The sequence below is a fragment of the Kitasatospora sp. NPDC015121 genome (genome assembly GCF_055562955.1).
Genome location: NZ_JBVHEH010000008.1, coordinates 313035 through 337499, shown reverse-complemented (window position 1 = coordinate 337499; position 24465 = coordinate 313035). Strand labels below are relative to the sequence as shown.

The 24465-nt window shown below is 75.7% G+C and carries 24 protein-coding genes, 1 tRNA gene and 1 pseudogene; 12 read left to right on the top strand and 14 right to left on the bottom strand.

Annotation, left to right across the window (positions count from 1 at the left end; all coding sequences use genetic code 11):
• A pseudogene (locus ACZ3J7_RS14770) lies at positions 1-200 on the bottom strand (5'-methylthioadenosine phosphorylase); the annotation flags it as partial.
• A 98-nt stretch (positions 201-298) separates the two neighbouring features.
• Positions 299-1789, bottom strand: coding sequence for a PP2C family protein-serine/threonine phosphatase (locus tag ACZ3J7_RS14765; protein ID WP_465620528.1), 1491 nt, complete (start codon positions 1787-1789; stop codon positions 299-301).
• 276 nt (positions 1790-2065) lie between these two features.
• Here ACZ3J7_RS14765 and ACZ3J7_RS14760 point away from each other — a divergent pair, with 276 nt between their 5' ends.
• The 6 genes from ACZ3J7_RS14760 (at position 2066) to ACZ3J7_RS14735 (ending at position 7568) form a co-directional block, all read left to right on the top strand.
• Positions 2066-2428, top strand: a complete 363-nt coding sequence (locus tag ACZ3J7_RS14760) for a DUF1304 domain-containing protein (protein ID WP_465620525.1) — start codon at positions 2066-2068, stop codon at positions 2426-2428.
• Between the two features lie 131 nt (positions 2429-2559).
• Positions 2560-2976, top strand: a complete 417-nt coding sequence (locus tag ACZ3J7_RS14755) for a CBS domain-containing protein (protein WP_465620523.1) — start codon at positions 2560-2562, stop codon at positions 2974-2976.
• 125 nt (positions 2977-3101) lie between these two features.
• Entirely contained in the window at positions 3102-3620 is a 519-nt protein-coding gene (locus ACZ3J7_RS14750; RefSeq protein ID WP_465620521.1) for a hypothetical protein, read from the top strand.
• A gap of 219 nt (positions 3621-3839) precedes the next feature.
• A complete protein-coding gene (locus ACZ3J7_RS14745; RefSeq protein ID WP_465620519.1) occupies positions 3840-6152 on the top strand; it encodes a molybdopterin-dependent oxidoreductase in 2313 nt (770 codons plus the stop codon).
• A 69-nt stretch (positions 6153-6221) separates the two neighbouring features.
• Complete coding sequence (locus ACZ3J7_RS14740) at positions 6222-6773, top strand: EF-hand domain-containing protein (RefSeq protein WP_465620517.1); 552 nt, start codon at positions 6222-6224, stop codon at positions 6771-6773.
• 306 nt (positions 6774-7079) lie between these two features.
• Positions 7080-7568: a GNAT family N-acetyltransferase gene (locus ACZ3J7_RS14735; protein WP_465620515.1), complete on the top strand. Its 489-nt coding sequence runs from the start codon at positions 7080-7082 to the stop codon at positions 7566-7568.
• Positions 7569-7584: 16 nt separating this feature from the next.
• On the opposite strand, the gene ACZ3J7_RS14730 is transcribed toward ACZ3J7_RS14735, so the two are convergent.
• From ACZ3J7_RS14730 to ACZ3J7_RS14700, 7 genes are all read right to left on the bottom strand, one after another.
• Positions 7585-8379 (bottom strand): phosphotransferase, encoded by a 795-nt coding sequence (locus ACZ3J7_RS14730; RefSeq protein ID WP_465620513.1) that lies wholly within the window; start codon positions 8377-8379, stop codon positions 7585-7587.
• A 59-nt stretch (positions 8380-8438) separates the two neighbouring features.
• A complete protein-coding gene (locus tag ACZ3J7_RS14725) occupies positions 8439-9761 on the bottom strand; it encodes an aldehyde dehydrogenase family protein (RefSeq protein WP_465620511.1) in 1323 nt (440 codons plus the stop codon).
• Between the two features lie 75 nt (positions 9762-9836).
• On the bottom strand, positions 9837-11642 hold the full coding sequence (locus ACZ3J7_RS14720) for an asparagine synthetase B family protein (RefSeq protein WP_465620509.1): 1806 nt from the start codon (positions 11640-11642) through the stop codon (positions 9837-9839).
• Positions 11626-12237, bottom strand: a complete 612-nt coding sequence (locus tag ACZ3J7_RS14715) for a hypothetical protein (protein WP_465620507.1) — start codon at positions 12235-12237, stop codon at positions 11626-11628. Before ACZ3J7_RS14715 ends, ACZ3J7_RS14720 begins: the two co-directional genes overlap by 17 nt.
• Before the next feature lie 19 nt (positions 12238-12256).
• Entirely contained in the window at positions 12257-13072 is an 816-nt protein-coding gene (locus ACZ3J7_RS14710; protein WP_465620505.1) for a hypothetical protein, read from the bottom strand.
• Positions 13069-14232, bottom strand: coding sequence for a TFIIB-type zinc ribbon-containing protein (locus ACZ3J7_RS14705; RefSeq protein WP_465620503.1), 1164 nt, complete (start codon positions 14230-14232; stop codon positions 13069-13071). The genes ACZ3J7_RS14710 and ACZ3J7_RS14705 overlap by 4 nt, the downstream gene beginning before the upstream one ends.
• A 109-nt stretch (positions 14233-14341) precedes the next feature.
• Positions 14342-14998, bottom strand: coding sequence for a cupin domain-containing protein (locus ACZ3J7_RS14700; protein ID WP_465620501.1), 657 nt, complete (start codon positions 14996-14998; stop codon positions 14342-14344).
• 107 nt (positions 14999-15105) lie between these two features.
• Here ACZ3J7_RS14700 and ACZ3J7_RS14695 point away from each other — a divergent pair, with 107 nt between their 5' ends.
• The gene (locus ACZ3J7_RS14695) at positions 15106-15405 is read left to right on the top strand and encodes a hypothetical protein (RefSeq protein WP_465620499.1); all 300 of its coding nucleotides are present in this window, start codon (positions 15106-15108) and stop codon (positions 15403-15405) included.
• 151 nt (positions 15406-15556) lie between these two features.
• On the opposite strand, the gene ACZ3J7_RS14690 is transcribed toward ACZ3J7_RS14695, so the two are convergent.
• Together ACZ3J7_RS14690 and ACZ3J7_RS14685 are read right to left on the bottom strand one after the other, a co-directional pair.
• On the bottom strand, positions 15557-16954 hold the full coding sequence (locus ACZ3J7_RS14690; protein WP_465620497.1) for an NADP-dependent succinic semialdehyde dehydrogenase: 1398 nt from the start codon (positions 16952-16954) through the stop codon (positions 15557-15559).
• A gap of 66 nt (positions 16955-17020) precedes the next feature.
• A tRNA-Cys gene (locus tag ACZ3J7_RS14685) sits at positions 17021-17091 on the bottom strand.
• Between the two features lie 214 nt (positions 17092-17305).
• On the opposite strand from ACZ3J7_RS14685, the gene ACZ3J7_RS14680 reads away from it, so the two are divergent.
• Together ACZ3J7_RS14680 and ACZ3J7_RS14675 are read left to right on the top strand one after the other, a co-directional pair.
• Positions 17306-17764 carry a helix-turn-helix transcriptional regulator gene (locus ACZ3J7_RS14680; RefSeq protein WP_465620558.1) on the top strand — a complete coding sequence of 153 codons (459 nt, stop codon included), beginning with the start codon at positions 17306-17308 and terminating at the stop codon, positions 17762-17764.
• Positions 17765-17774: 10 nt separating this feature from the next.
• Positions 17775-18188: a VOC family protein gene (locus ACZ3J7_RS14675; protein WP_465620495.1), complete on the top strand. Its 414-nt coding sequence runs from the start codon at positions 17775-17777 to the stop codon at positions 18186-18188.
• 53 nt (positions 18189-18241) lie between these two features.
• Here ACZ3J7_RS14675 and sph read toward each other — a convergent pair whose 3' ends face one another.
• On the bottom strand, positions 18242-19219 hold the full coding sequence (gene sph / locus ACZ3J7_RS14670) for a sphingomyelin phosphodiesterase (protein WP_465620493.1): 978 nt from the start codon (positions 19217-19219) through the stop codon (positions 18242-18244).
• A gap of 190 nt (positions 19220-19409) precedes the next feature.
• Between sph and ACZ3J7_RS14665 the strand changes: the two genes are divergently transcribed.
• Complete coding sequence (locus ACZ3J7_RS14665; protein WP_465620489.1) at positions 19410-20144, top strand: Clp protease N-terminal domain-containing protein; 735 nt, start codon at positions 19410-19412, stop codon at positions 20142-20144.
• Positions 20145-20283: 139 nt separating this feature from the next.
• Positions 20284-20907, top strand: coding sequence for a GNAT family N-acetyltransferase (locus ACZ3J7_RS14660; RefSeq protein WP_465620486.1), 624 nt, complete (start codon positions 20284-20286; stop codon positions 20905-20907).
• A gap of 231 nt (positions 20908-21138) precedes the next feature.
• Here the strand turns inward: ACZ3J7_RS14660 and srmL are convergent, their stop codons facing one another.
• Positions 21139-22287, bottom strand: a complete 1149-nt coding sequence (gene srmL / locus ACZ3J7_RS14655) for a PheS-related mystery ligase SrmL (protein WP_465620482.1) — start codon at positions 22285-22287, stop codon at positions 21139-21141.
• A 352-nt stretch (positions 22288-22639) separates the two neighbouring features.
• Between srmL and ACZ3J7_RS14650 the strand changes: the two genes are divergently transcribed.
• The gene (locus ACZ3J7_RS14650) at positions 22640-23275 is read left to right on the top strand and encodes a class I SAM-dependent methyltransferase (RefSeq protein ID WP_465620479.1); all 636 of its coding nucleotides are present in this window, start codon (positions 22640-22642) and stop codon (positions 23273-23275) included.
• 261 nt (positions 23276-23536) lie between these two features.
• Here the strand turns inward: ACZ3J7_RS14650 and ACZ3J7_RS14645 are convergent, their stop codons facing one another.
• Positions 23537-24358, bottom strand: coding sequence for an alpha/beta fold hydrolase (locus ACZ3J7_RS14645; protein WP_465620477.1), 822 nt, complete (start codon positions 24356-24358; stop codon positions 23537-23539).
• Positions 24359-24465 lie beyond the last annotated feature (107 nt).

Below are 24465 nucleotides of genomic sequence, written 5' to 3'. Positions count from 1 at the left end.
CGGGGCAGGAAGGCGACCCGTCGGCCGGCCACCTCGCCGACCGACAGGGCGTCGGAGGGCGGCCCGTAGGGGGTCTCCACGCGCACCTCGGTGACGTCCTCGAGCAGGGCGTACAGGCCGGAACCACCGATGACGCCGAGTTCGGCGCTCGGGATGCCGTCGATGCGGGGCTGGTGTGCGCGGCCAGGAGCAGGGGTCATGGCCCGACCCTAGGGAAACCGCGCCCGGGACGCGCGGGCGGCCGCCTTACGACTCCCTGACGTCGCGGAGCGCGCCCACCACGCCGGGGCCGGCCCCGTCAGCGGCTGACGTGCAGGACGCAGATGTCGTCGCGCCGGGTGCCCGGGGTCACCAGGGCCCGGACGACGTCGTCCAGGACGTGGGGGCCGTCGGCGTGCGCCACGGCGGCGTCGGCCAGCCGGGCCAGGCCCGCGTCGATCGGCTCGCCGGGCTGCTCGACCAGGCCGTCGGTGTAGAGCAGCAGGTGGTCGCCGGGCCGCAGCTCGACGGTGGACGCCTCGTAGCGGGGCGTCGTGCTCGCACCGAGCAGGATGCCGTGCGGGGAGGGCAGGAAGCGGGCCCGGCCGTCGCGCACCAGCAGCGGCGGCGGGTGGCCGGCCCGCACCCAGGTGAGGCGGGAGGCGGCGGGCTCGTAGACGGCCATGATCATCGTGGCGGTGTCGCCGTCGCGCTCCGGGGTGTGCAGCAGCAGGGTGTTCAGGTTGGTGAGGATGGCGGGCAGCGGGGTGCCGGTGATGGCCATGCCCTTGGCGGTGAAGCGCAGCAGGGCCATGGTGGCGACCGCGTCCAGGCCGTGCCCGGCGACGTCGCCGACGACCAGCAGCACGTTGCCGTCGGACAGTTCGACGGCGCTGTACCAGTCGCCGCCGAGGCCGAGCCCCTCCTGCAGCGGCCGGTAGACGACGTCCACGGTCAGTCCGGACAACTCCACGTTCCGCTGGGGCAACGGGAGCAGGGTCTCCTGGAGGCGGGTGGCCAGGGCGCGTTCGGCGGCCAGCTGGCCCTGGTGGGCGAGCGCCGCCTCCTGCTGCTCCAGCAGCAGCCGCTCGGTCTCCTTGGCGGCGGTGAGGTCCTGGAAGAGGCCGTGCAACCGCACCGGCCGGCCCTCGACGTCCGCCTCGGCCTCGAAGACCGCCCGCACGTGGCGGACCTGCTGCCCGGGCAGGCGCAGGCGGAAGGACCGGTCCAGCGGCTCGCCGCTCTTCAGCAGGAGCTGCACCGCGCTCTCCACCGCGAGGCGGTCCTCGGCCTCGGCGTGGGAGGAGAGCTCCTCCAAGGTCATCGGGCCCAGGGCGCGGTCCCGCTCGAAGATCGAGTAGACCTCGTCGGACCAGGTGAGCTCCGTGCGGACCAGGTCGCGGTCCACCCAGCCCATCCGCCCCAGGCTCTGCATCAGCGCCAGCCGCCGCCGCTCGCGCTCGCCGGAGTCCAGGCGCTCCCAGGAGACGATCAGACCGCCCTCGCAGCGTGCCGCGCGCACCCGGTAGCGGGAGAGGTGCGGGATCCCGGCGGCGCGCTCCCGGTACTCCAGCTCCCCCTCGTAGGGCTCCCCGGTCTCCAGCGCCGCCAGGTAGCCGCGCCACAACTCGCTCTCCTCGACGCCCGGGTACGTGGCCCGCACGCTCCGGCCCGGCAACTCCGCGGCGCCGCGCCCGCCGATGTCGCCCGCCCCGGGCGAGACCGCCGCCACCCGCAGGTCGGCGACCTCCCCGTGCGGCCCGTGCTCCGGCAGGAGGAAGACCACCGAACCCGGCAGGGCGGCCAGCACGTCCCGGACCGCGGCCGAAGCCGCTCCGCCCCCGGTCGGGGGGCCGCCCCCGGTCGGGGGGCCGCCGCCCGGCCGTGGTGTCGCCCGTCTCCGCTGGTCCGCCATACGGCGAGCATGTCACGCGCCGGGGGCCGTTGACACCTCCCATGGCGCCCTCCGCCCCAGGGATGGTGAAGGTCCCGGGGGCAAGGGGTGAAGACCCGACGGCCCGCGCCGCGCCCACCGGCCGGCCGCCGTCCGGTGCGGGCCGGGGCCCGGCTGTGCGAGCCTGGCCCCATGTCGATCATCGCCACCGTCGCGGTCCTGCTCATCGCGGCCCTGCACGCGTACATCCTGGTCCTGGAGATGTTCCTGTGGACCGGCCCGAAGGCCCGGGCCGCTTTCGGCACCACCGCCGAGTTCGCCGCCGCGACGAAGGCGCTCGCCGCCAACCAGGGCCTGTACAACGGGTTCCTCGCCGCCGGACTGGTGTGGGGCGCGGTCGCCGCCGACCCGGTGGGCTTCCAGGCGAAGGTGTTCTTCCTGCTGTGCGTGGCCGTGGCCGGCGCGTACGGGGCCGCCACGGCCAGCCGGAAGATCGTCTTCGTCCAGACCGTCCCGGCCCTGGCCGCGCTCGCCCTCGTGCTGGCCGCCCACTGAGCCCCCGCCCGGGCGGACCGCCCCCACCGGGACCTGCGCGGCCCCGGCGGGGAGGCGTGATCGGCGGACACCTGGGCAGGCGCCCCCGGGGGGAGGCCCCCCGAGGTCCCGCCACGAGCAGGAGGAGCGAGATGACGACCGCACGCGAGATCATGACCGAGGGCGCCCAGTGCGTCGGCGAGCAGGAGTCCGTCCTGGACGCCGCGCGGAAGATGACCCGGCTCGGCGTGGGCGCGCTGCCGATCTGCGGCGCCGACGACCGGCTCAAGGGCGTCCTGACCGACCGCGACATCGTGGTCAAGGTGCTCGGGGAGGGCAGGGACCCCGGGCAGGTGAAGGCCGGCGAACTCGCCCAGGGCGAGGCCGTCACCATCGGCGCCGACGACGAGGCGAACGAGATCCTGCGCACCATGGGCTCCCACCAGGTGCGCCGCCTGCCCGTCATCGACGGGCACCGCCTGGTCGGCATCGTCGCCCTCGCCGACGTCGCCCGCGCCCTGCCCGACGCGAAGGTCGGCGACGTGCTGGAGGCCATCTCCGCCGCCTGACCGCCCCCGACCGCCACCCCGGCCGCGCGCGGACGACCGACCCGCGCGCGGCCGGACCCGCCGCCCGGCCCGGACGCCGCGCCCGCACCGCGCGGACCCCGGCCGCACGAGAGACGGATCCGCCCATGACCGCACCACCCACCGGCCACCGGATGCTCACCCTCTACCTGAACGACCACCTCGCCGGCGCCGAAGCCGGCACCCGGCGGGCCCGCCGGGTCGCCCGGACCGCCCGCATCGCCCGGGCCGACGCCGACCCCGACGCCGGGCGCCTGCTCCGGCAGTTCGCCGCCGACGTCGCCTGCGACACGGCGTCCCTGCGCCGCCTGATGCGGGAACTCGGCGTCCCCGAACGCCGCCCGTACGCCTGGCTGGGGCGCGCGGGCGAACTCGCGGGCCTGCTCAAGACGAACGGCACCCTGCTGCGCCGCTCCCCGCTGACCGACCTGGTCGAGCTGGAGGCCCTGCGGCTCGGCGTGGTGGGCAAGCGGCAGCTCTGGGCCGTCCTGGCCGACCGCTTCGGCGACGACTCCCGCGTCGACCCGGCCCGGCTCGCCGAACTCGCCGACCGGGCCGACCGGCAGGCCGCCCTGCTGGAGGAACTCCGCCTGCGCGCCGCCGGGGTGCTGGCACCCCGGCGCTGAGCGCGGGGCGGGGCGGGCCCGCCGACTGAGGTCCGGGCCCGCCGACTGAGGTGGGGGACGGCCGGGGTCCCGGGCGGCGCGCCGCATGCGGGCCCGGCGGCGCGGGGAGACTCCTCCCCGGCAGCCGCCCCCGCGCGCTCCGCGGCGTGGTCCGGCGGAGCGCGGCGGTGGCGGGCGACGTGCGGGGTCGGGCCGCGGGCCCGGGGGCGGAGTCGGTGCATGGTGGAACGACGGTTGCCGGTGGCGACGCACTGGGGCAGTTTCGTCGCGGTGGTCGACTCCGGCCGGCTGGTGCGGATCGAGCCGAGGCCGGGCGACCCCGCGCCGTCGCCGATCGGCCCCGGCATGGTGAGGGCCGCCGACGACGGCGCCCGGGTGCTCCGTCCCGCGGTGCGCAGGGGCTGGCTGGACGGCCTGCCGCGGGTCGGCGACCGGGCCCGGGGCGCGGACGCCTTCGTCGAGGTGGAGTGGGACGAGGCGCTCGGGCTGGTGGCCGACGAACTGCGCCGGGTGCGGTCGCGGTACGGGGACGCCGCGGTGTTCGGCGGGTCCTACGGCTGGGCGAGCGCGGGCGCCTTCCACAGCGCGCAGGGGCAGTTGCAGCGGTTCCTGGCCCTGGGCGGCGGGTACACCGACTCGCGCAACACGTACAGCACGGCGGCGCTGGAGGTGGTCCTGCCGCACGTGATCGGCGGGCACCCGTGGAGCTACCAGTCCCGGATGCCGATGTGGGACGAGATCGCCGAGCACGGCGAGTTCGTGGTGGCGTTCGGCGGGCTGGCCCTCAAGAACAGCCAGATCAACCCGGGCGGCCTGGCCCGGCACCGGACGGGGGAGCTACAGCGCCGCTGCCGCGAGGCCGGGGTGCGGTTCGTGAACGTCAGCCCGATCCGCAGCGACACCGCCGACTTCCTCGACGCCGAGTGGCTGCCCGTCGTCCCGAACACCGACACCGCCGCGATGCTCGGCATCGCGCACACCATGCTGGTCAACGGCTGGCACGACGAGGACTTCCTGCGCCGCTGCTGCACCGGCTTCGACCGCTTCGCCGGCTACCTGCTCGGCGAGGCCGACGGCGTCCCCAAGGACGCCGCCTGGGCCGCGCGGATCACCGGCCTCGACCGCGACGCGCTCACCGGCCTGGCCCGCCGCCTCACCGAGCGGCGCTCGCTCGTCATGGTCAACTACGCGGTGCAGCGGGCGGACCACGGCGAACAGCCGATCTGGATGTCCGTCGTGCTGGCCGCCATGGCGGGCTCGATGGGCCGCCCCGGCGGCGGCTGGGGCGCGGGCTACGCGACGATGGACGCGACCGGCGTCGCCCCGGGCCGCCCCCCGGTGGCGTCGGTGCCCGCGGTGCCCAACCCCGTGGCGGACTTCATCCCGGTCGCGCGGATCGCCGACACCCTGCTGCACCCGGGCCGGACCATCGACTACGACGGCCGGCGCCTCACCCTGCCCGAACTGCGCCTGGTCTACTGGTGCGGCGGCAACCCGTTCCACCACCACCAGGACCTGCACCGGCTGGCCCGGGCCTGGCAGGCGCCCGACACGGTGGTGGTGCACGAGGCCTGGTGGAACACCAGCGCCAAGTTCGCCGACATCGTCCTCCCGGTCGCCACCGGCCTGGAGCGCGACGACTTCACGGCCGGCTTCTCCGACCCCCACCTCACCGCGATGCCGAAGGTCCGCGAACCGGCGGGCGAGTCCCGCACCGACCACCGGATCTTCGCCGCGCTGGCCGCCCGGCTCGGCTACGAGCGGGAGTTCACCGAGTCCCGCTCCGAGTCCGAGTGGCTCCGGCACCTGTACGAGCGGACCGGGGCCGGGCTCGGCGACGCCGCCACGCTGCCGGACTTCGACGAGTTCTGGCGGCACGGGAGCGCCGAACTGCCGCCGCTGAACGGGCCGTTCCCCGGCGACTTCGCGGCGCTCCGGGCCGACCCGCGGGCCTTCCCGCTGTCGACGCCGTCCGGACGGATCGAGGTCTTCTCGGCGGAGATCGACTCCTTCGGCTACGACGACTGCGCCGGACACCCCACCTGGTACGAGCCGACCGAGTGGCTCGGCGGCGAGCGGGCCCGCCGCTTCCCGCTGCACCTGGTCTCGAACCAGCCCGCCTCGCGCCTGCACAGCCAGTACGACAACGGCGGCCACAGCCTCGCCTCGAAGATCCACGGCCGCGAACCGGTCACCCTCAACCCGCTGGACGCCGAGGCGCGCGGCATCGCGGACGGCACCGTCGTCCGGGTCTTCAACGACCGGGGCGGCTGCCTGGCGGGCGCGGTCCTGTCGGACGCCGTCATGCCGGGCGTCGTCCAACTCCCCACCGGCGCCTGGTGGGACCCGGTCCGGCCGGGCCTGAGCGGCACGCTGGACCGCCACGGCAACCCGAACGTCCTCACCGCGGACCGGCCGTGCTCGCGCCTCTCCCAGGGGCCGAGCGCGCTCAGCGCGCTGGTCGACGTCGAACCCCATGGCGAACCCCTGCCCGATCTGCGCGCCTTTGCCCCACCGGAACTCGAACGCTGATCCGGGCCCCTGGGCGCCACCGGCCCGTTCGATTGCCGCCCGGTAGTCGGACGGGTACGGTGCGCAGCCATGAGCGCACTCCAACTCCGCAAGTACGGCCAGTGGTTCAAGAGCGCCGACGTCGACGGCGACGGGTTCATCACCCAGCGGGACGTCCGGTCGATGAGCGAGCGCTACATCGCCGCCCGCGGCCTCGCCCCCGACTCCGAGGGCGCCCGCCTGCTCACCGGACGGATGGACGGCTTCTGGACGGACGTCATCGCCCCGATGGACCAGGACGGCGACGGGCAGGTCGACGCCCGCGAGATGACCGAGGGCTTCCGGCGCGCACTGGCTGACCCCGGCCAGTACGCCCAGCAGGTCGGGCCGGTCGCCGACTGCTTCTTCGACCTGGTCGACCTCGACGGGAACGGCCGGATCGACCTGTCGGAGTTCCGGCTGATGTTCGACGCGGTCGCCGCCGTCCCCGGCGACGACTGCGCCCGGGTCTTCGCCGGTCTCGACCTGGACGGCTCCGGCGGCCTCGACCGCGACGAGTTCCACCGGGCGATCCTGGAGTTCTTCTACGGCGACGACCCCGCCGCCCCCGCCAACCACCTGTTCGGCCGGATCGACGCCTGACGGCCGGCTTTTGCGCGAGGCGAACCGGGGGCCCGCCCCGGTTTGTGCCGTCGACCGGACACCGTCGGCGGCGTACGCCGTACGCCAGGCGCCCGCGGGTGAACGCCCCCCGCCGCCCGCGCCGTCCCGCCTCCGCTCCGCACCGCCTCCGCCCGTCCCCGCCCGGGCGGACCTGGTCGCCGCCACCCCGGCCCGGCTCGGCGCCGCCTGAAATCCCTTCGACGGCAGGGGAGTCCGCCTGCTGCAATGGCCGTGGCGGAACGCCCCGGCGAAGCCCGACGATCCGACGAGCGGGAGGAACCGGCGATGGCGGACATCACGCTGCGCCTGACGGCGCGCGACCTCACCGACGCCGACCTGCCCTCCTGCGGCTGGGCCGGCTCGCCCAAGCACGTGCGCGAACTCGCCCACCAGCTCCGCCGCGCCGAGGCGGGCGAGGTCGACTACCTGGCGGTGTGCACGCCGGTCGGCCTCCCCGTCGCGGTCGGCGGCGTCGACTACACCACCACCCCCGGCGCCGGCACGCTCTGGCAGCTCGGCGTCCACCCCGCCCTGCGGTCCTGCGGCATCGGCACCCTGCTGATCCGCGCCGCCGAACAGCGGATCACCGCCCGCGGCCTGACCCGCGCCCACCTGGCCGTCGAGGACACCAACCCGCGCGCCCGCGCTCTCTACGAACGCCTCGGCTACCGCGCCTACGGCCAGGCCCCCGACGGCTGGGACGTCGAGGACGAGGACGGCACCCTCCGCCGGTACGAGACGGTGTGCACCCTGCTGCGCAGGACCCTGGCCTGACCGCGGCCGGAGGCCGTCAGCCCTTCAACCGCCGCTCCAGCGCGGGCCGTTGCCCCGCCAGCCAGGACTGCAGCCGGTCCCAGCGGGCCCAGCCGCCGTACCCGTCGAAGGAGGCGGTGAACCCGGGGTGGCCGGCGGCGACCCGGCGGGCGACGAAGGCGCGGCAGACGGCGGTGGCCTGCTCCAGGACGCCCGGCAGGGCGAGGCGGTCGGCAGGAGAGAGGCCGTACGCATCGGCGAACAGGGCCAGCCGGTGCGGCACGTCGAGGTGGGCGCGGGCGGTCTCGGCGGCCGCCGCCGGGTCCAGCACCGGCACCCAGTAGCGGGCCGTCAACGCGACGTCCCAGAGCGGGCGGCCCGGGGCGGCGAAGTCGAAGTCGATCAGCGCGACCGCCCCGCCCGCCCGGAACACCACGTTCTCCGCGCACACGTCGTTGTGGCACAGCAGCGGCCCGCCCTCCGGGTCGGCGAACTCCGCCGGCCAGTCGGCCGCCGGGTCGAACGGCGTCCGCGCGCTCGCCGCGTGCCAGCGCCGCAGCAGCCGGGCCACCGACACCAGCGCGTCCCCGCCCAGCGCCCACGCCGGGTACGGCGGCACCGCGACGTCCCCCGGCAGGAACTCCAGCCGCTCCCGGCCGCCTTCGACCGCCCCCACCGGGACCGGCGCCCCCGCGAACCCGCCCGCCCGCAGCCCCGTCAGGAACCCGTGCAGTGCCCCGGCGTGCGGCGGCGCGGGCCGCTCCACCACGCCGCCGCGCCGCACCACGGCGCCCGCGTTCGCCAGCCCGCGATCCTGCCACGCCCCTGCCACGGGCGGGCCGGCGTGCGGTCAGCGTGCGGTCGGGCGCGTGGAAGGGGCGTGGGGACGGGTCAGAGCAGCCGGGCCGTCACCGTCTTGGGCCGCTGGTACTCGCGCAGGGCCAGCACCGACAGGTCGGTACCCGCGCCGGAGGACCGGCGGCCGCTGTGCGGGAGTTCGGCGGACTGCGCGAGGTGGCAGTTCAGCCATACCTCGCCGGCCGAGAGCCGGTCGGTCAGCGCCAGGCCGGTCGACAGGTCGCGAGTCCAGACCGAGGCGGCCAGCGCCTGCGGGACGGACTCGGCCAGCGCGACGGCCGCGTCCAGGGTCGCGGCGCGCTGGACGGTCAGCAGCGGGCCGAACACCTCCTCCACCACCGCCGGGTCGCCGTCCGGGAGTTCGGCCAGCACGGTGGCCGGCCGCCACAGGCCGTCGCTCCGCCCGGGCGCGGTGTGCACCGCCTTCGCGCCGGACGCGGCCACGATCCGGTCGTAACGGGCCGCCTGGTCCGGGTTGTTGAGCGGACCGAAGTCCCGCCCGGCCTGCCGACCGGCCATCGCCGAGGCCAGCGCGGCCACCGCCGCCTCGTACGCCTCGTCCAGCACGATCACCCGGGCCGGGGCCGCGCAGCTCTGCCCGGCGTTGTAGGTGCACGCGGCGGCGAGCTGCTCCCAGGTGTCGGCGGGCGCGTCCGGCAGCACCAGCACCGGGCTGTTGCCGCCCAGTTCGAGACTGACCGGGGTCAGCCCGGCCCGGGCGGCGACGTCCGCGCCACCCGCCGGGCTGCCGGTGAAGGCGATCAGGTCGCAGCCCGCGCCGACCAGCAGCCGGCCGGTCTCCCGGTCTCCCGGCAGCGCCGTCAACACGCCCGGGCCGAGGGCCTGTTCGGCGTGCGCGGCGAGCAGCAGGGCGGTGTCGGGGGTGGTCTCGGCGGGCTTGAGCAGCACCGGATTGCCCGCCGCCAGCGCGGGCGCGCAACGCCAACCGGCCATCAGCAGCGGGTAGTTCCACGGCACCACGGCCGCCACCACCCCGACCGGCTCCCAGCGTACCCAACTCTGGTGCCCGGCCAGGTAGTCACCGGCGGCCGGTGCGGTCGCGGCCCGCGCCGCGCCCCCGTAGAACCGGAACAGGTCGGCCACCTCGGCGACTTCGCCGGCCGCCTCCGCCGCCGGCTTGCCCGTCCCCGCGCACTCGGCCGCCACGTAGTCGTCCGCGTGCCGCTCGACCAGCTCCGCCAGCGCGTCCAGCCGCCGCTGCCGCTCGCGCGGCGTGAGCGCCGCCCAGCCCGCCCGGGCGGAACGGGCCGAGGCCACCGCGGCCGCCACCTCGCCCTCCCGGGCCGGGAGCCGGGTGCCGCGCACGGCGCCGGTGCGGGGGTCGATCAGGTCCATCAGCAGTTCTCCGTCACTGGTCGCACCGGTCGTGCCGGTCGGGTCGGTCGGTCCGGTCGCGCCGGTCACGCCTGTTCACAGGTCGTAGGCGCGCAGCCACAGTTCGAGGGTGAGCAGCAGCCACAGCTTGCCGCCCTGGCGGGGCAGCAGCAGCCCGCCGCCGCGCATCCAGGTCTCCACCGTGTCCGCCCGGAACAGGCCCCGGGCCCGGGCGGTCGGGCCGAGCAGCAGGTCCGCCGCCAGCTCGCTCAGCGGCCCGCGCAGCCACTGCTGCACCGGCACCCGCATGCCGCTCTTGGGCCGGTAGGTGACGGTGTCCGGCAGCAGGTCGCGCACCGCCTCCTTGAGGATCCACTTCTCCTCGGTGCCGCGCAGCTTGAGCGCGGGCGGGGTGGCGAACGCGTGCTCCACCACCTCCCGGTCGAACAGCGGCGAGCGTCCCTGCACGCCCTGCGCGGCGGTCAGCCGCTCCACCTTGGTGAGGATGTGGTGCGCGCCCTTGGTCCGCAGGTTGCAGTGCAGCAACTGGTCGAGCAGGGACGGCATCCGGGCGTCCGACAGGTACGGCTCCACGTGCCGGCGCGGGTGCGGGGCCGACGCCAGCGCGGCCAGCGCCTCGCCGGTGAGCAGCACCGGCAGGTCCTCCCAGCACTTGCGGTACGTGTGCAGGTAGGCGTCCGCCCGGGCCCGCGCCGAACCGTCCTCCCGCATCAGCTCGAACACCAGCATCGGCAGGTTCTTCGGCCCGCCGAACACCGGATCGCCGCCCTCGCCGTTCAGCGACACCGCGATCCCGTCGCCCGCCACCGCCTCCGCCAGCATCAGGTTCGGCACCGTCAGCGGATCGCCCACCGGACTGTCCAGCAGCGCCACGGTGTCCGCCAGCCGCGCCGCGACCTGCTCCCCGGGCACGGTCAGCACCCGGTGCGCCGTCCCGCAGTGCGCCGCGACCAGGCCCGAGTAGCCCAGTTCGTTGGGCAGTTCGGCACCGAAGCTGATCGAGTACGTGCGCACCGCCCGCCCGTGCAGCCGGGCCGCCAGCGCCGTCACCAGCGAACTGTCCACCCCGCCGGAGAGCAGCACGGCCACGTCCTGCTTGTCCTCCGGCAGCCGGATCCGCACCGCCCGCTCCAGCAACTCCCGCAGGCCCTCGGCGTAGTGACGCTCGGTCAATTCCTCTTCCGCCGCACCGGCCCGCGGCTCCCAGAACACCTCGACGTCCACCCGCCCGTCCGGCCGCAGCCGGGTGACCCGGCCCGGCAGCAGCTCGGACACGCCGCGCAGCAGCGTCTCCTCGCCCGGCAGGTAGGCGTAGGTCAGGAAGGAACGCACCGCCGACATGTCCAACCCGGTTTCCACGTCCGGGCGTTCGCGCAGCGCCCGGAGCGAGCTGGACGCCGCCCAGCCGCCGTCCGCCGTCCGGCAGTGGAACGCGGTCCGGGCGCCCGCGTGGTCGCGCAGCAGCACCAGGTCCGGGCCGTCCAGCACCGCCAGGGTGAACATCCCGTCCACGGTCCGCAGCCCGGCCGTGCCCAGCGCCAGCCAGCAGCGCAGCAGCAACTCTCCGTCCGGGCAGGACGGTTCGGCCGGACGGCCGGCGGCCGCCAGCGCGGCCAGCAGCCGCGCCCGGTCGTGCAGCGTCACCTCGCCGACCGCGGTGCGCCCGTCCACCGTGAACGGGCCGTCCGCGAAACCGGGCGCGCCGGTCAGCAGCGCCGCCGACGTCCGCCGCCCGGCGGCCTCGAACGGGCCCGCCACCAGGCCGGGTTCGGGGCGGCCGGTGCCGGGCAGCGAGCTGACCGCGTAGCGGGCCGACCGGTGCGGGGCGGCCGGTGCGACCCGGCGCGTCGTCTCCTGGCGCGGCTCAGCCAAAGTCGTCACCGTCCCAGCCGTCGTCCACCGGGCCGACGCCGTCCGCGCCGTCCCCGGCGGTCCCGAAACCGTCCGAGTCGAAGCCGTCCGGGCCGGAGCCGCCGTCGGGCCGGTGCTCCCCGCCGTCGTCGAACCCGCTGTCGAACCCGCCATCACCGCCGTCGCCCCCGCTGCCGCCGTCGCCGCCGGACCGGGCCCGCTCGGCCTCCTGGCGGCGCAGCTCCTCCTCGTCGTCGTCCGAGAGGAACTCGGGTGCGTAGTGGGCGGCCGCGATGCCCGCGCCCAGGCCGAGCGCGCCGAGCACCACGCCGACCCGGCCGGGGAACGAGCTGCGGTTGACCAGCACGTACTGGCCCCGGCCCCAGACCGTGCGGCCGTAACCGATGTCGCGGCCGTAGCCGATCCGGCCGTCCGCGTGGACGCGCTTGACCAGGTCGCGCCCCAGCCGCTCGTCGGTGCCCGCGTCGCCCCGGTCGTCCCGCCAGTGGATCCGGCCGTCGCCGCCTCGGCTGCGCCATTCGCTGCGGCCGTCGGAGTACCGGCGGTGCACTGTTCCGTCGGCCAACAGCTCGTCGCTGTAGGTGATTTCGGGTGGCTGGGTCATCGTCCTCGTCCTCGGGGGGTCAGGGCGTCGGCCAGGTCAGGAAACCGGTGTCGCGGGCCCGGGTGGGCGCGGCCGGACGGGCGGGCGGGGCGAAGCCGCCGCCGCGGACGGTGCGCAGGACGGTCCGCAGCAGCCGGGCCGGCCGGACGGCGGCCAGCTCGGCGACCCGGCCGCCCGCCAGCCAGGCCCGTTCGGCGGCGGGCAGCTCGGTCGGCAACTCCTCGGCGCGGCAGCGGGGCCGCCCGCCGGGCGCGGCCAGGTGCAGGGCGGCGGCGTGCCGGGGCAGTAGCCCCGCGGTGCGCACCCGCAGCCGGGGCCCGGCATGCTCGCGCACCCGCAGGAAGAGCGCGAGGCCGGCGGGCGAGGCGTCGTGCAGGACGTGCACCACCGCGCCCTCGGCCCGCGCCATCGCGGCCAGCAGCCGCCCGTCCAGCGGCAGCCGCTCCGGGGTGAGGATCGGGCAGGCCCCCTCCAGGTGCAGCCGGTTGGCGCGCAGCATGCCGGCGATCGCCGGGTCCTGGCAGACCAGCAGCCGGGGGAAGGCGTAGTCGTACAGGTCGCCTTCCGGCCCCGGGCGGTGCGGGGGCGTAGGCAACTCGTCGGGCAGCACGTCGAGTTCGGGGTACCGGGCGAGCGCGGCCGCGAACCGTTCGGCGGACAGCGGCGGCCGGGTGGTGTACCGCAGCCGGTGCGGTCCGCGGTGCAGCGGGAACAGCGTTCGGCCCGTCTCGTAGTACAACTGCCTTCCGGTGAAGGCGAGTTGACCCGGCCGGCCGCAGGTTTCGGCGGCCCGGCGCAGCGCGCGGTCCAGCAGCCGGTCCGGTACCGGGATCATCGGCCGCCGCCCTTCGGCTTCGGCGCGGGCGCGGGCGCGGGCGCGGGTCCGGCCGAGCCGGACCGGGGTGCGGGGACGGCCTGCGGCCAGGTCAGGAAGCCGATCCGCTCGGCCCGCCGCCGGGTCTCGGCGGCGCTCTCCGGCACGGGTGCGGGCGGTGCGGGGGGCGCGGGCGGGGCGGCGAGGGCCCGGTCGACGGCCTTGTTGAGCAGGGACGTCAGCTTCACCGGCGGCAGCGAGATCAGCGGCGAGGACCAGCCGTCGAGCAGCCACTCCCGTTCCTGCGCGGGCAGGCGCCGCCACCCGGGGGAGTCGGCCAGCGCGGCGGGTGCCTGCTGCGGCCGCGCGTCGTACGGGCGCAGCCGGACGATCCGCGCGGGCGCCTGGACGTGGCGGGGCAGCAGCCCGCAGTCCACCACCCGGCGGCCCGCGAACCGCGCGCGCAGCTCCGCCGTCCGGGCCAGCTCGGCCAGCGAGAGGTCGCGCACCACCACCACGGGCAGTCCGGGCGGCACCTCGGCGGCCGTCCGCACCACCAGCACCTGCTGCCGGGCGGCGAACTCGTTGAAGGACAGGAACAGCGCCACGGACGGCAGTTCGCACAGCACCACGGCCCGGGGGCGGGCCGGTCGGGGGAAGGCGGCGGGGGACGAGGCGTCCACCAGCCCGTTCGGCAGCGACCCGTACACCTGCCGCCAGCGGCCGACCACCCGCTGCTCGAAGGTGTCCAGGGTCAGCCAGTGCCGGAACGGCTGCACCGGCCGGGGGCGGCTCACGCCCCGGAACTGCCGGGAGGACTGGACGCCGGTCAGCAGCGCGGGCACGCCGAGGAACAGGTAGGCGAGGCCGCCGATGCCGACGGCCAGCGAGGCGAGGACGATGGTGACCACCGCCAGCACGGTCCCGGTGGTCACGCTGCCGCTCCGCTCCCGGCCGGTCGGGAAGGCGTGCAGGCGGCGGGCGTTGGCCCAGTGCAGCTGCTCCACGGTGATCCGCAGCCCGCCCGGCGCGGACTTCGCCACCAGCTCGCGGAACTTGGTGTCGTGCAGGCGTCCCGGCTCGACCTTCGGGTCGAGTGCGAACACCTTCCGGCAGCGTGAGCAGGTGTGGTTGGTGCGTTCCCGCTGCCGGAGGTTGGTGCGGCAGTGCGGACAGATCATCGGGCGTCCTCCCAGGTCGGCGTGCGGCCCACGGCGGGGGCGTCCGTCACCGGACACCCCGAGGGACGCCGCTGAGGGGCGGCGGGTTGCGGCCGGCCGGCCGGTGCCCTCACCGGCCCTCCTCCAGCGCGGCGGCGGCCCGGCGCAGCCGCTGCGCCAGCCGCTCCCGGAGGGTGACCGTACCCGGCCGCTGGGCGGCCGTCACCTCCCGCAGCGCGGCGGCCAGTTCGCCCTCCCCGCGCCGGTCGGCGGCCTCGGCGGTGATCGCGTAGTCCTCGTGGTCGATGCCGTAGCCGGTGTTCGCGGCCAGGATCGCCAGCCGGTCGCCGCTCCGGTTGCCGAACGAGTGCGGCATCAGCTCGGGTATCCGGATCAGCGTGCCCGGCGCCAGCCGCACCTCCACCACCCGCCGCCGCCGGGTGTCGTACAGGCCGCAGGAGGCCGGGCCGAGCGCCAGCACCAGGTGCTCGCCGCCGTGCGCGTGCGGGGTGAACGCGCTGTGCGGGGCGACCAGGCCCAGCTTGTACGTGGCGTTCGACGGGCGCTCGGGGGAGGTCGCGGCGTCCCCGATGAAGTAGTGCGCCCACTGCCGGTCGTCGATGAAGCGCAGCAGCCCGCTCTCCGGGTCCTGCGGGCCGAGCTCCCGCGCACCGGCCCGGTCCGCGCGCTGCACCCGCCCGTCCGGGCGCAGCCGGTACAGCTCGGCGCCGTCCGGCAGCCCGGAGGCCAGCCGCTCCAGGGCGCGCAGCCCGCCGCGTACCGCCATCAACGTCCCCCCGTAGTCGGTGCCCGCCGTGATGCTACCCCGGGCTGCCGGGGGCGCTGACCAGCGGGATACTCGAACCGACGCCGAACTCTGCGGAGGTGAGAGCGATGTCCGCGACCGCTACCGGGGCGACTGCCGCGACGCCCGCCGGAACGCCTGCCGGAGCGCCGAGAACCGGTGCGTTCCGTCGATTCGCCGCCTGGCTGACCGCCAAGCACAACTCCTCGCTGGTCTTCCTGCTCGCGCTGTCGCTGGGCCTCGCCCTGGTCGCCGCGCAGACCGACCTGGCCTGGCTGCTGGTCGTCTGCTCGGTGGTGTGGGCCGTCACCGTCATCGCGTTCGCGGCCCAGTTCGTCGGCCGCCACGAGCGCGCCCACCCGCGCCACGCCCATCCGCGCCACGCCTGACCGGCCCACCCCCGTGCCGGTAAGGCGCCGGGGCCGGCCGGGAAGCGTTCTCCCGACCGGCCCCGGCGTTCCGTGGCGTCCAGCGGCGTTCAGCGCCGCCCCGTGGCGTCCAGCGCCGTCCCGTGGCGTTCCGTGCGCGGAACGGAGCGGTTCAGCTGCCGGACCACACCGTGGTGATGTTGCAGAACTCGCGGATGCCGTGACCGGACAGCTCCCGCCCGTAACCGGAGCGCTTGGTCCCGCCGAAGGGGAACGCCGGGTGCGAGGCGGTCATCCCGTTGAAGAAGACCCCGCCCGCCCGCAGGTCGCGCACGCACCGCTCGCGGTCCGCGTCGTCCGTGGTCCAGACGTTGGAACTCAGGCCGAACGGCGAGTCGTTGGCGACGGCGACGGCCTCGTCCAGGTCGGCGACCCGGTAGACGGTGGCGACCGGGCCGAACGCCTCCTCGTGGTGGATCCGCATCCGGGGGGTCACCCCGGTCAGCACGGTCGGCAGGTAGTACCAGCCGTCCGCCAGCGCCGGGTCGTCCGGCCGGCCCCCGCCGCAGGCCACCGACGCGCCGTGCCCGATCGCGTCCGCGACCAGCACCTCCAGGTCGGTGCGGCCCTGCTCGGTGGCCAGCGGGCCGACCTCGGTGTCCTCCGCCGCCGGGTCGCCGACCGTCAGCGCCCGCATCCGCGCGGTGAACGCGGCCAGGAACTCCTCGTACACGTCCGTGTGCACGATGAAGCGCTTCGCGGCGATGCAGGACTGCCCGTTGTTCTGCACCCGGGCCGTCACCGCCTTCTCGGCCGCCGCCGCGACGTCCGCCGAGGGCAGCACCAGGAACGGGTCGCTGCCGCCCAGCTCCAGCACCGTCTTCTTCACCTCGTCACCGGCGACCGCCGCCACCGACCGGCCCGCGCCCTCGCTGCCGGTCAGCGTCACCGCCGCGATCCGCTCGTCCCGGATCACCGCCTCCACCGAGGCCGAGCCGATCAGCAGGGTCTGGAAGCACCCCTGCGGGAAACCGGCGCGGGCGAACAGCTCCTCCAGCGCGAGCGCGGTGCGCGGCACGTTCGAGGCGTGCTTGAGCAGGCCCACGTTGCCCGCCATCAGGGCGGGCGCGGCGAACCGCACCACCTGCCAGAACGGGAAGTTCCACGGCATCACCGCCAGCACCGGCCCCAGCGGCCGGTACCGCACGTACGCCGACACCCCGCCCGAGTCCGTGACGTCCGCCGCCGCCGGGTGCTCGTCGGCCAGCAGCTCCTCGGCCCGGTCCGCGTACCAGCGCATCGTCTTCGCGCACTTCGCCGCCTCGGCCCGGGCCTGCGCCAGCGGCTTGCCCATCTCCAGCGTCATGGTCCGGGCGACCTGCTCGTTCGCCTGCTCCAGCAGCTCCGCGGCCCGGTGCATCAGCTCGGCGCGGTGCGCGAAGGTGGTCAGCCGCCAGGACTCGAACGCCGACTGCGCGCGGGCCAGCCGGCGCTCCAAGGCGGCCTCGTCCAGCGGATCGAAGACCTCGACGGTACGGCCGTCGGCCGGATTGACGGTGGCGATGGCCATCTGGCCACTCCCTCCTCGACTGCCGCCCGGCCAACCGGGCGGGGGCGGACATCGAGGGGAGCGAGGAGGTGGAGACAGGAATCGAACCTATGTACGCGGCCCTGCAAGCCGCTGCCTCGCCTCTCGGCCACTCCACCAGGCTCCCTCGCGTGACTCAAAAGCTAGCAGCGGAGCGCGCACGAGCGGGCCTCCGACCCGCCCCGAACTCACCCAAATGCCGCGCGGAGGAAGAAATGTGACGAACGGGAGGAGGATGATCGAATCATCCTCTGATGATTGTCCGACCACAGGACTACCCTGGGCACCGTGCAGATCGACGACCTCAAGCGCCTCCGCCGGGCCCGCGACACCATGGACCGCGACTACGCCGAACCGCTGGACGTCGCCGCCCTCGCCAAGGTCGCCCTGATGTCCGTCGGCCACTTCCAGCGCAGCTTCCGCACCGCGTACGGCGAAACCCCGTACAGCTACCTGATGACCCGCCGGATCGAACGCGCCAAGACCCTGCTGCGCCGGGGCGACCTGTCCGTCACCGACGTCTGCATGGCCGTCGGCTGTACCTCGCTGGGCTCGTTCAGCACCCGGTTCACCGAACTCGTCGGCGAGAGCCCCAGCGCCTACCGGGCCCGCGACCACAGCGCCGCCGAACACATCACCGCCTGCGTCGCGATGTACCTGACCCGGCCGATCCGCGGCACCGACACCGGCCGGCCGCGACAGGCGCCCGGGCAGGCGCCCGGGCAGGCGCCCGAGCAGGCCTCCGGGCAGGAGATCAGGAACGGAGAAGCGCCCGGCACCGCGGATCAGTAGCGTCGGAGGCATGGACATCAAGCTCTCGCAGTGCTTCATCGCCGTCGACGACCACGACGCCGCGCTCGGCTTCTACCGGGACGCGCTCGGCCTGGAGGTGCGCAACGACGTCGGCTTCGAGGGGATGCGCTGGGTCACCCTCGGCTCGGCCGCCCAGCCGGACGTCGAGGTCGTGCTCGAACCCCCGGTCGCCGACCCCGGCGCCACCGACGCCGACCGTCAGGCCGCCGCCGAACTGCTCGCCAAGGGCCTGCTGCGCGCCGTCAACTTCCGCACCCCCGACTGTGACGCCACCTTCGAGAAGGTCCGCGCCACCGGGGCCGACGTGCTCCAGGAGCCGATGGACCAGCCCTACGGCGTCCGCGACTGCGCCTTCCGCGACCCGGCCGGCAACATGGTCCGCTTCGCCCAGCCCCGCCAGTAGCCCCGACCCCGACCCCGACCCCGGTGCCGGCACCGGGGTCGGGGTCGGTCCGCTCAGCCCGCCAGCAGCGGGTAGTGGTCCGACAGGTCGGTGTACGTGTACGAGGTGCCCCAACTGCTCACCGTCCAGGGCGCGCTGTGGAACCGGTGCACCGTGTTGGTGTACTGCTGCGGGCGGGCGTGGTCGGCCCGGTACAGCACGTAGTCCAGGTCCTCCTTCGGCTCGCCCGGGTACCGGTAGGCCGCGATCGAGTTGTCGACGGTGTCGAAGGAGTTCGCCCAGCCGGTGCGCGCCGTCGCCGGAGCCAGGTTGCCGTTGGCCAGCAGTGCTGGGTACTCGCCGCCGTGCGAGTCCACGTTCAGGTCGCCCGCCAGCACGATCGGCTCGCCCGCCGGGATCCGCTTGGCGTCCAGGAACGCCCGCACCGCCTGCAGCTGCTTCGCCCGGACGTCGGCGGCCTGCCCGCTCGCGCAGCCCGGGTCGGTGGACTGCAGGTGCGTGCCGACCACGTGGGTGAGCTGCCCGTTCACATTGATCTGCGCGTAGACGAACCCCTTGTTCGACCACCAGTCCGCCCCGCAGGCGTCCTTGAACACGTACTGCTCCTTGCGCAGGATCGGCCACCTGCTCAGCAGCAGCACCCCGCCGTCCTCCGGCGTCGAGCCGCTGTAGCTGCCGGACGTCGCGTCCCACCCGGAGGTCGAGCGGCCCACCACCGGCGTGCGGTACGGGTACGCGGCGGACGCCTTCGCCGCCAGCGCGTCCGAGGCCGCGTTGTCGAACGCCTCCTGCAGGACCACCACGTCGTGGCCCTGGAAGAAGTCCGCGCCCGCGATGGCCTGGGCGCGCTGCGCCTGGCCCCAGTTCGGGTACAGCGAGGTGCTCATCAGGAAGGTGTTGTAGCTGAGCACGTCCAGCGGGGCGACGGCGGCCGGCGCGGTCTCGGCGTGCGCGAGGCTCTGAGTGGACGTCAACAGGGTTGCGGCGGCGGCGAGCACGGCGGCGGCGCGGGCGGCACGGCGAGCGGACACGGAGGCTCCGAGGGTGAGGGGCGGTCGGTGTTGTGCAGTCAACTCGGGCCCGTGTGACGCGGACAAGACAGCGGGCGGCGGGTGGGTGAACTCGGCCGAAACACCACCTACCGGCGGGTAGGAACCGGCCGCCCGGAGGGGTGTCAACGCGAGGTTGACACCCCTCCGACTGTCAACCTAAGGTTGCCTCATGGCTGACACCAGTGGATCGAAGAAGCCCTCCGTCCGGCTCGACGACCTGATCGAGGGCATCAAGAAGTCGTACCCCGAAGCACTCGACCAGCTGACCAACGCGGTGCTGGTCGCCGACCACCTCGGCGACGTCGCCGACCACCTGATCGGCCACTTCGTCGACCAGGCCCGCCGCTCCGGCGCGTCCTGGACCGACATCGGCCGCAGCATGGGCGTCACCCGCCAGGCCGCCCAGAAGCGCTTCGTCCCCAAGGACCCGGGCGAGGTCACCGAGATCGACACCGCCCAGGGCTTCAACCGCTTCACCCCGCGCGCCCGCAACGTGGTGATGGCCGCCCACCAGGCCGCCAAGGACGCGCACAACGACGAGGTCCGCACCGAGCACCTGGTGCTCGGCCTGCTCGCCGAACCCGAGGGCCTCGCCGCCGCCTACCTCGTCACCAGCGGCGTCCCGCTCGACACCGTCCGGGAGGCCGCCCTCGCCGCCCTCCCGCCCGCCGTCGAGGACGCCCCCGACCTCGTCTCCTACGACGCCGGCGCCAAGAAGGCCCTGGAGCTCACCATGCGCGAGGCCCTCCGCCTCGGCCACAACTACGTCGGCACCGAGCACCTCCTGCTCGCCCTGATCGAGCACGAGGCCGGCGACGGCATCCTCACCTCCCTCGGCCTCGACAAGACCGCCGCCGAGACCGAGTTCCTCGCCACCCTCGCCCAACTCGCCCCCGAAGCCTGACGGTTCACCCCCCGCACCCCGCCGCTCCCGGTCGCACCCCGGCGTCCACGGGGTGAAAACCCGTTGACGCCGCGTCAGTCCGGCCGGTTCGCTGCTGCCGACGAAGATCCCGAACGGATCCCGAGCGGACGGAGCGGACATGGTGTACCGGCTGGAGGGCCCCGTGCTGGAGGGCACCCGGGTACGGCTGGAGCCGCTGGAGCAGCGGCACGCGGCCGAGCTGGCGCGGGCGGCGGAGGAGAGCCGCGACAGCTACGGGTTCACCTGGGTGCCGCGCGCCGACGAGGTCGCCGACTACATCGCCACCCAGCACGGACGCGTCGCCACCGGCCGGCTCGCCCCGTACGCGCAGATCTCGCTGGCCACCGGCCGGGCCGTCGGCGCGACCTCCTTCTGGGAGCCGCGCACCCTGCCCGACACCGACGTGCTGTACGCCGTCGAGGTCGGCTTCACCTGGCTCGCGGCCTCCGCGCAGGGCACCGGCATCAACGCCGAGTCGAAGCTGCTGCTGTTCCGGCACGCCTTCGAGCAGTGGAACGTCCGCCGGGTCGACCTCAAGACCGACGCCCGCAACGCGCGTTCCCGCGCCGCGATCGCCTCGGTCGGCGCCCGCTTCGAGGGCGTCCTGCGCAACTGGTCGCGCTCCTGGGCCCCCGGCGAGGACGGCGCCCTGCGGGACGCGGCGATCTTCTCGATCACCGACGACGAGTGGCCGCAGGTGAAGGCCGCCCTACGGGAGCGCGTCGCCCGCTACGGGCGCTGAACGGGGGCCGGGTCACTTCCCGTGCGGGGGAGGGGGGTTGGCCGGGCCGGGCGGGGGCGGGGGCGCCCCGCCCATCCCGGTCGGCTTGCCGGACGGAGCCTTCTGCGGTGCCACGGTGCCCCTCCTCGGTGGGTTCGGCCGGCGCGGGGTGGTCCGCCGGTCAATGGCTGGATTCCCACCCCGCGCCCGTCTGATGCGACAGTGCTCCCGCGCGCCGCCCCCGCCCCGCGCTCAGGGGGTGGCGGCCCACTGGTGCGCCGTGCCCTGGTGCAGGGCCGCGTAGACGCGGTCGCGCAGCGCGTTGGCCTCCGCGTCGGTGAGGGTGCTCCCCAGCGGGCGCAGGACCACCTTGACCAGCAGGTTCTGCTGGTCGGGGCGGGCGCCGAGGCGGGCCAGGGCCTGCGGCGGGAGGTCGCGGCAGGGGGTGGCGGTGAGGATCTCGACGCTCTCCACGCACTCGGCGTCCGCCCCCAGGGCGTCCCGGACGCGGTCGCCGAGGTCCTCGGCGAGGTCGGCGCCGTCCACCGCCACCGACAGGTCACGCCGGACCGCGGGCAGTGCCGAGACCGGCCGGTACGGGGTGAGGTCGGTCAGCTGGGCGGCGACCGCGGGCACGGCGGAGCGCAGCAGCCGGATGTCCGGGACGCCCTTGAGCAGCATCAGCACCCGGTCCAGCCCCATGCCGAGCGCCAGCCCGCTCCACCCGGGCCCCAGCCCGGCCCCGGCCAGCACCTCGGGGTGCGCGAGCCCGCACTCGGCGACCTCCACCCACGCGCCGTCCCCGCCCGCCGCGACGTCCACCTGCCGCCCCGCCAGCGTGTACGGGTGGACGCGCTCCTCGGTGCGGTACGCCGCGCCCGGCAGCAGCGCGTCCGCGAGCGCCGCGATCATCCCGGTCAGGTCCTCCGGACCGGCCGGGGACGGGCGGCGGGTCAGGTACCACAGGTCCAGTTGGTGCGGGGTGCCGCTGTGCAGCCGGTCGATGCTGTCGCGCCGGTACACCACGCCGGGGCAGACCAGCAGCACGCTCTCCGGCGCACCCGCCCCCTCGGCCGCCAGCGCCCGCAGCGCGCCCGGCACCAGCGCGCTGGAGTGGCTGCGCAGCATCCGCCGGTCGTCGACGTACCGGGTGTAGCGGGCGTCCCGAGTGACGTCGTCCGTACGGTAGTTGAGGTGGTCGTAGTTGTCGGCGACGGTCACCGTGCGCTCGCCCCGGTGCACCCGCACCGGGCAGGACCAGTGTTCGGCCAGCGCCGTCGCGGCGCGCTCGACGAGCAGTTGCAGGGCGTGCGGACCGGCCGCCGGGTCGGTCAGGTCGCGGACGGCGAGGTCACGGGCGAGCTGCTCGGCGGACAGGTGACGGACGGGGGAGCGGGACATGGCGGCCTCCGGGCCAGAGCGGAAGGGACGAACGAGGGGGAACACCACACCCCCCGGCCCCTGGGCACGACCCGCCACCGGGGCCGACCCGCTCCGCCGGACGCGAACTCCCTACCGGCGCGACGGAACCCGCCCCCTGCGGCACCCATCGGGAGCCGGGGGGCCGGTAAATCGGCGAGGGATCGCTACGACGGCCATGCCCGGAGTCTAGACACCCCGCCCGCCCCACCCGCAACAGGTTTTCGCCCCGGCCCGCCCCGACAGCCGTCCGAGTCCAGCCCGGCGACCCCTGTGGTTGGCTGGGACCCTCAGCACGGCGGAGACGCGAACGGGGACGGGGACGGGGACGGCGATGACGGACGGTGGGGTCGGGGCGGCGTACGACGCGGTGGCGGAGCTGTACGCCGGCCTCTTCCGGGGCGAACTCGCGGGCAAGGAACAGGAGTCGGCCGCGATCCGGCGGCTGGTCGCGGCGCCCGCGGTGGCGGTGCGCGGGCTGCCGGTCGGCGACCTCGGCTGCGGACCGGGGGAGGCGACCGAGCTGCTCGCCGGGCTCGGCGCCCGCGCGTTCGGGCTGGACCTCTCGGCCGGGATGCTCGCCCAGGCCCGCCGCGACCGGCCGCGCCTGCCCTTCCTGCGCGGCACGCTGGCGGCGCTCCCGCTCGCCGACGGCAGCCTCGGCGCGATCCTCGCCCGCTACTCGCTGATCCACCTGCCACCAACCGAACTCCCGGCCGTACTCGCCGAGTTGCGTCGCGTGCTGGCCCCGGACGGGTTGCTGCTGACCGGCTTCTTCGCCGCCGACCCCGCGCTCGGCGACACCGACCGCCCGGTCCCCTTCGACCACAAGGTGGCCACCGCCCACCGCTGGCCGGTCGACACCCTCGCCGCACTCCTCCGCCGGTCCGGTTTCACCGAGAACGCCCGCACCCTGCGCGCCCCGCTGCCCGGCGAACGCTTCCCGCAGGCAAGCCTGCTGCTCTCCTAACCGGCGCCTCCGGCCCGCCCGCACCGCGTCCTCGGCCACCGGCCGGTCCCGGGCCGCCAGTTCCGCGACGGTGCTCTGGCCGGCCCACTGCGCGCCGCCGATCCACGGGGCGCGGCGCAGGGCGCCGGGCGGGTCCGTGGGGTCCGTGCTCCGCTCCTCCCGTTCCGGCCCGGTGTCGGGAGCGGCCACGGGAGCGGGTCTGCGGTTCCGCCCGGTGAGATCGCGGTCCTGTGCCGGTGGCCCGGCCGGAGGAGGGTGGACTCAGGGGGAGGTTCCGGGCGCCACGTCGTCCAGCAACTCGGCGATCAGGCGGTGCAGTTCGGCCGGCCGCTCCAGGTGCAGGTCGTGGCCGGTGCCCGGCAGGCTGACCGCGCGGACCTCGGGGCGCAGCGCCAGCATCCGGCCGACCTCGGCCGGCGGGATGATGCCGTTCTGGCCGAGCACCAGCAGGGTCGGGCAGGTCAGTGCCGCCCAGTCGTCCCAGTGGTCGCGGGCGGTCAACGGGGCCAGCGAGGCGACCATCGACTCCACGTCGAAGCGCGGCCACCAGCCGTCCGGCCGCCGCTCCAGCCCGTCCGCCCAGGCCTCGCCGACCGGGCCGCCGCCGAAGAAGCCGACCGCCGCCGCCCGGTCCGGGAACGGCAGCGGCCAGCCGCGCAGCATCCCGCCGACCTGCTCGGGGCCGTCCGGGTTCCGTCCGGCGGCGGCCTCCACCAGCACCAGTGCACCGAAGCGGTCCGGGTGCGCGGCGGCGGCCAGCAGCGCGGTGTGCCCGCCGAGCGACTGCCCGACCAGCAGCGGCCGCTCCAGCCCGAGCCCGTCCGCGACGGCGAGCACGTCGGCGACGTACGCGGCCCGGTCCACGCTCGCCGGACGGCGGGTGGAGCGCCCGTGCCCGCGCTGGTCGACCGCCACCACCCGGCGCCCGGGCGCCAGCGCCCCCGCCAGCGCGTCCCATTCGCCCGCGTGCCCCGCCAGCCCGTGCAGCAGCAGCACCGGCCGCCCCGCCGGGTCCCCCGCCCAGTCCCGGCAGTGCAGCTCCACCCCCGCGCCGACCACCGTCCGCGCCGCCCAACCCGCCATCCCGACCCCCGCCTTCCGTCGTGTCGACCGCCGAGGATCGCACGCCGCCCCCGCCATGACCAACACCCCGGCCCCGGCGGCGGGTCCGCCCGGTCCGGATCCTCCCG

What these genes read in the sequence shown, in the direction of transcription:
- ACZ3J7_RS14710 (WP_465620505.1), bottom strand. Translation starts at nt 13,072, where the DNA reads ATGATCCCGGTACCGGACCGGCTGCTGGACCGCGCGCTGCGCCGGGCC.
- ACZ3J7_RS14665 (WP_465620489.1), top strand. Translation starts at nt 19,410, where the DNA reads ATGGCTGACACCAGTGGATCGAAGAAGCCCTCCGTCCGGCTCGACGAC.
- ACZ3J7_RS14680 (WP_465620558.1), top strand. Translation starts at nt 17,306, where the DNA reads ATGGACCGCGACTACGCCGAACCGCTGGACGTCGCCGCCCTCGCCAAG.
- ACZ3J7_RS14675 (WP_465620495.1), top strand. Translation starts at nt 17,775, where the DNA reads ATGGACATCAAGCTCTCGCAGTGCTTCATCGCCGTCGACGACCACGAC.
- ACZ3J7_RS14755 (WP_465620523.1), top strand. Translation starts at nt 2,560, where the DNA reads ATGACGACCGCACGCGAGATCATGACCGAGGGCGCCCAGTGCGTCGGC.
- ACZ3J7_RS14645 (WP_465620477.1), bottom strand. Translation starts at nt 24,358, where the DNA reads ATGGCGGGTTGGGCGGCGCGGACGGTGGTCGGCGCGGGGGTGGAGCTG.
- ACZ3J7_RS14715 (WP_465620507.1), bottom strand. Translation starts at nt 12,237, where the DNA reads ATGACCCAGCCACCCGAAATCACCTACAGCGACGAGCTGTTGGCCGAC.
- ACZ3J7_RS14700 (WP_465620501.1), bottom strand. Translation starts at nt 14,998, where the DNA reads ATGGCGGTACGCGGCGGGCTGCGCGCCCTGGAGCGGCTGGCCTCCGGG.
- ACZ3J7_RS14745 (WP_465620519.1), top strand. Translation starts at nt 3,840, where the DNA reads ATGGTGGAACGACGGTTGCCGGTGGCGACGCACTGGGGCAGTTTCGTC.
- ACZ3J7_RS14725 (WP_465620511.1), bottom strand. Translation starts at nt 9,761, where the DNA reads ATGGACCTGATCGACCCCCGCACCGGCGCCGTGCGCGGCACCCGGCTC.
- ACZ3J7_RS14650 (WP_465620479.1), top strand. Translation starts at nt 22,640, where the DNA reads ATGACGGACGGTGGGGTCGGGGCGGCGTACGACGCGGTGGCGGAGCTG.
- ACZ3J7_RS14660 (WP_465620486.1), top strand. Translation starts at nt 20,284, where the DNA reads ATGGTGTACCGGCTGGAGGGCCCCGTGCTGGAGGGCACCCGGGTACGG.
- ACZ3J7_RS14690 (WP_465620497.1), bottom strand. Translation starts at nt 16,954, where the DNA reads ATGGCCATCGCCACCGTCAATCCGGCCGACGGCCGTACCGTCGAGGTC.
- ACZ3J7_RS14735 (WP_465620515.1), top strand. Translation starts at nt 7,080, where the DNA reads ATGGCGGACATCACGCTGCGCCTGACGGCGCGCGACCTCACCGACGCC.
- ACZ3J7_RS14705 (WP_465620503.1), bottom strand. Translation starts at nt 14,232, where the DNA reads ATGATCTGTCCGCACTGCCGCACCAACCTCCGGCAGCGGGAACGCACC.
- srmL (WP_465620482.1), bottom strand. Translation starts at nt 22,287, where the DNA reads ATGTCCCGCTCCCCCGTCCGTCACCTGTCCGCCGAGCAGCTCGCCCGT.
- ACZ3J7_RS14695 (WP_465620499.1), top strand. Translation starts at nt 15,106, where the DNA reads ATGTCCGCGACCGCTACCGGGGCGACTGCCGCGACGCCCGCCGGAACG.
- ACZ3J7_RS14750 (WP_465620521.1), top strand. Translation starts at nt 3,102, where the DNA reads ATGACCGCACCACCCACCGGCCACCGGATGCTCACCCTCTACCTGAAC.
- ACZ3J7_RS14740 (WP_465620517.1), top strand. Translation starts at nt 6,222, where the DNA reads ATGAGCGCACTCCAACTCCGCAAGTACGGCCAGTGGTTCAAGAGCGCC.
- ACZ3J7_RS14760 (WP_465620525.1), top strand. Translation starts at nt 2,066, where the DNA reads ATGTCGATCATCGCCACCGTCGCGGTCCTGCTCATCGCGGCCCTGCAC.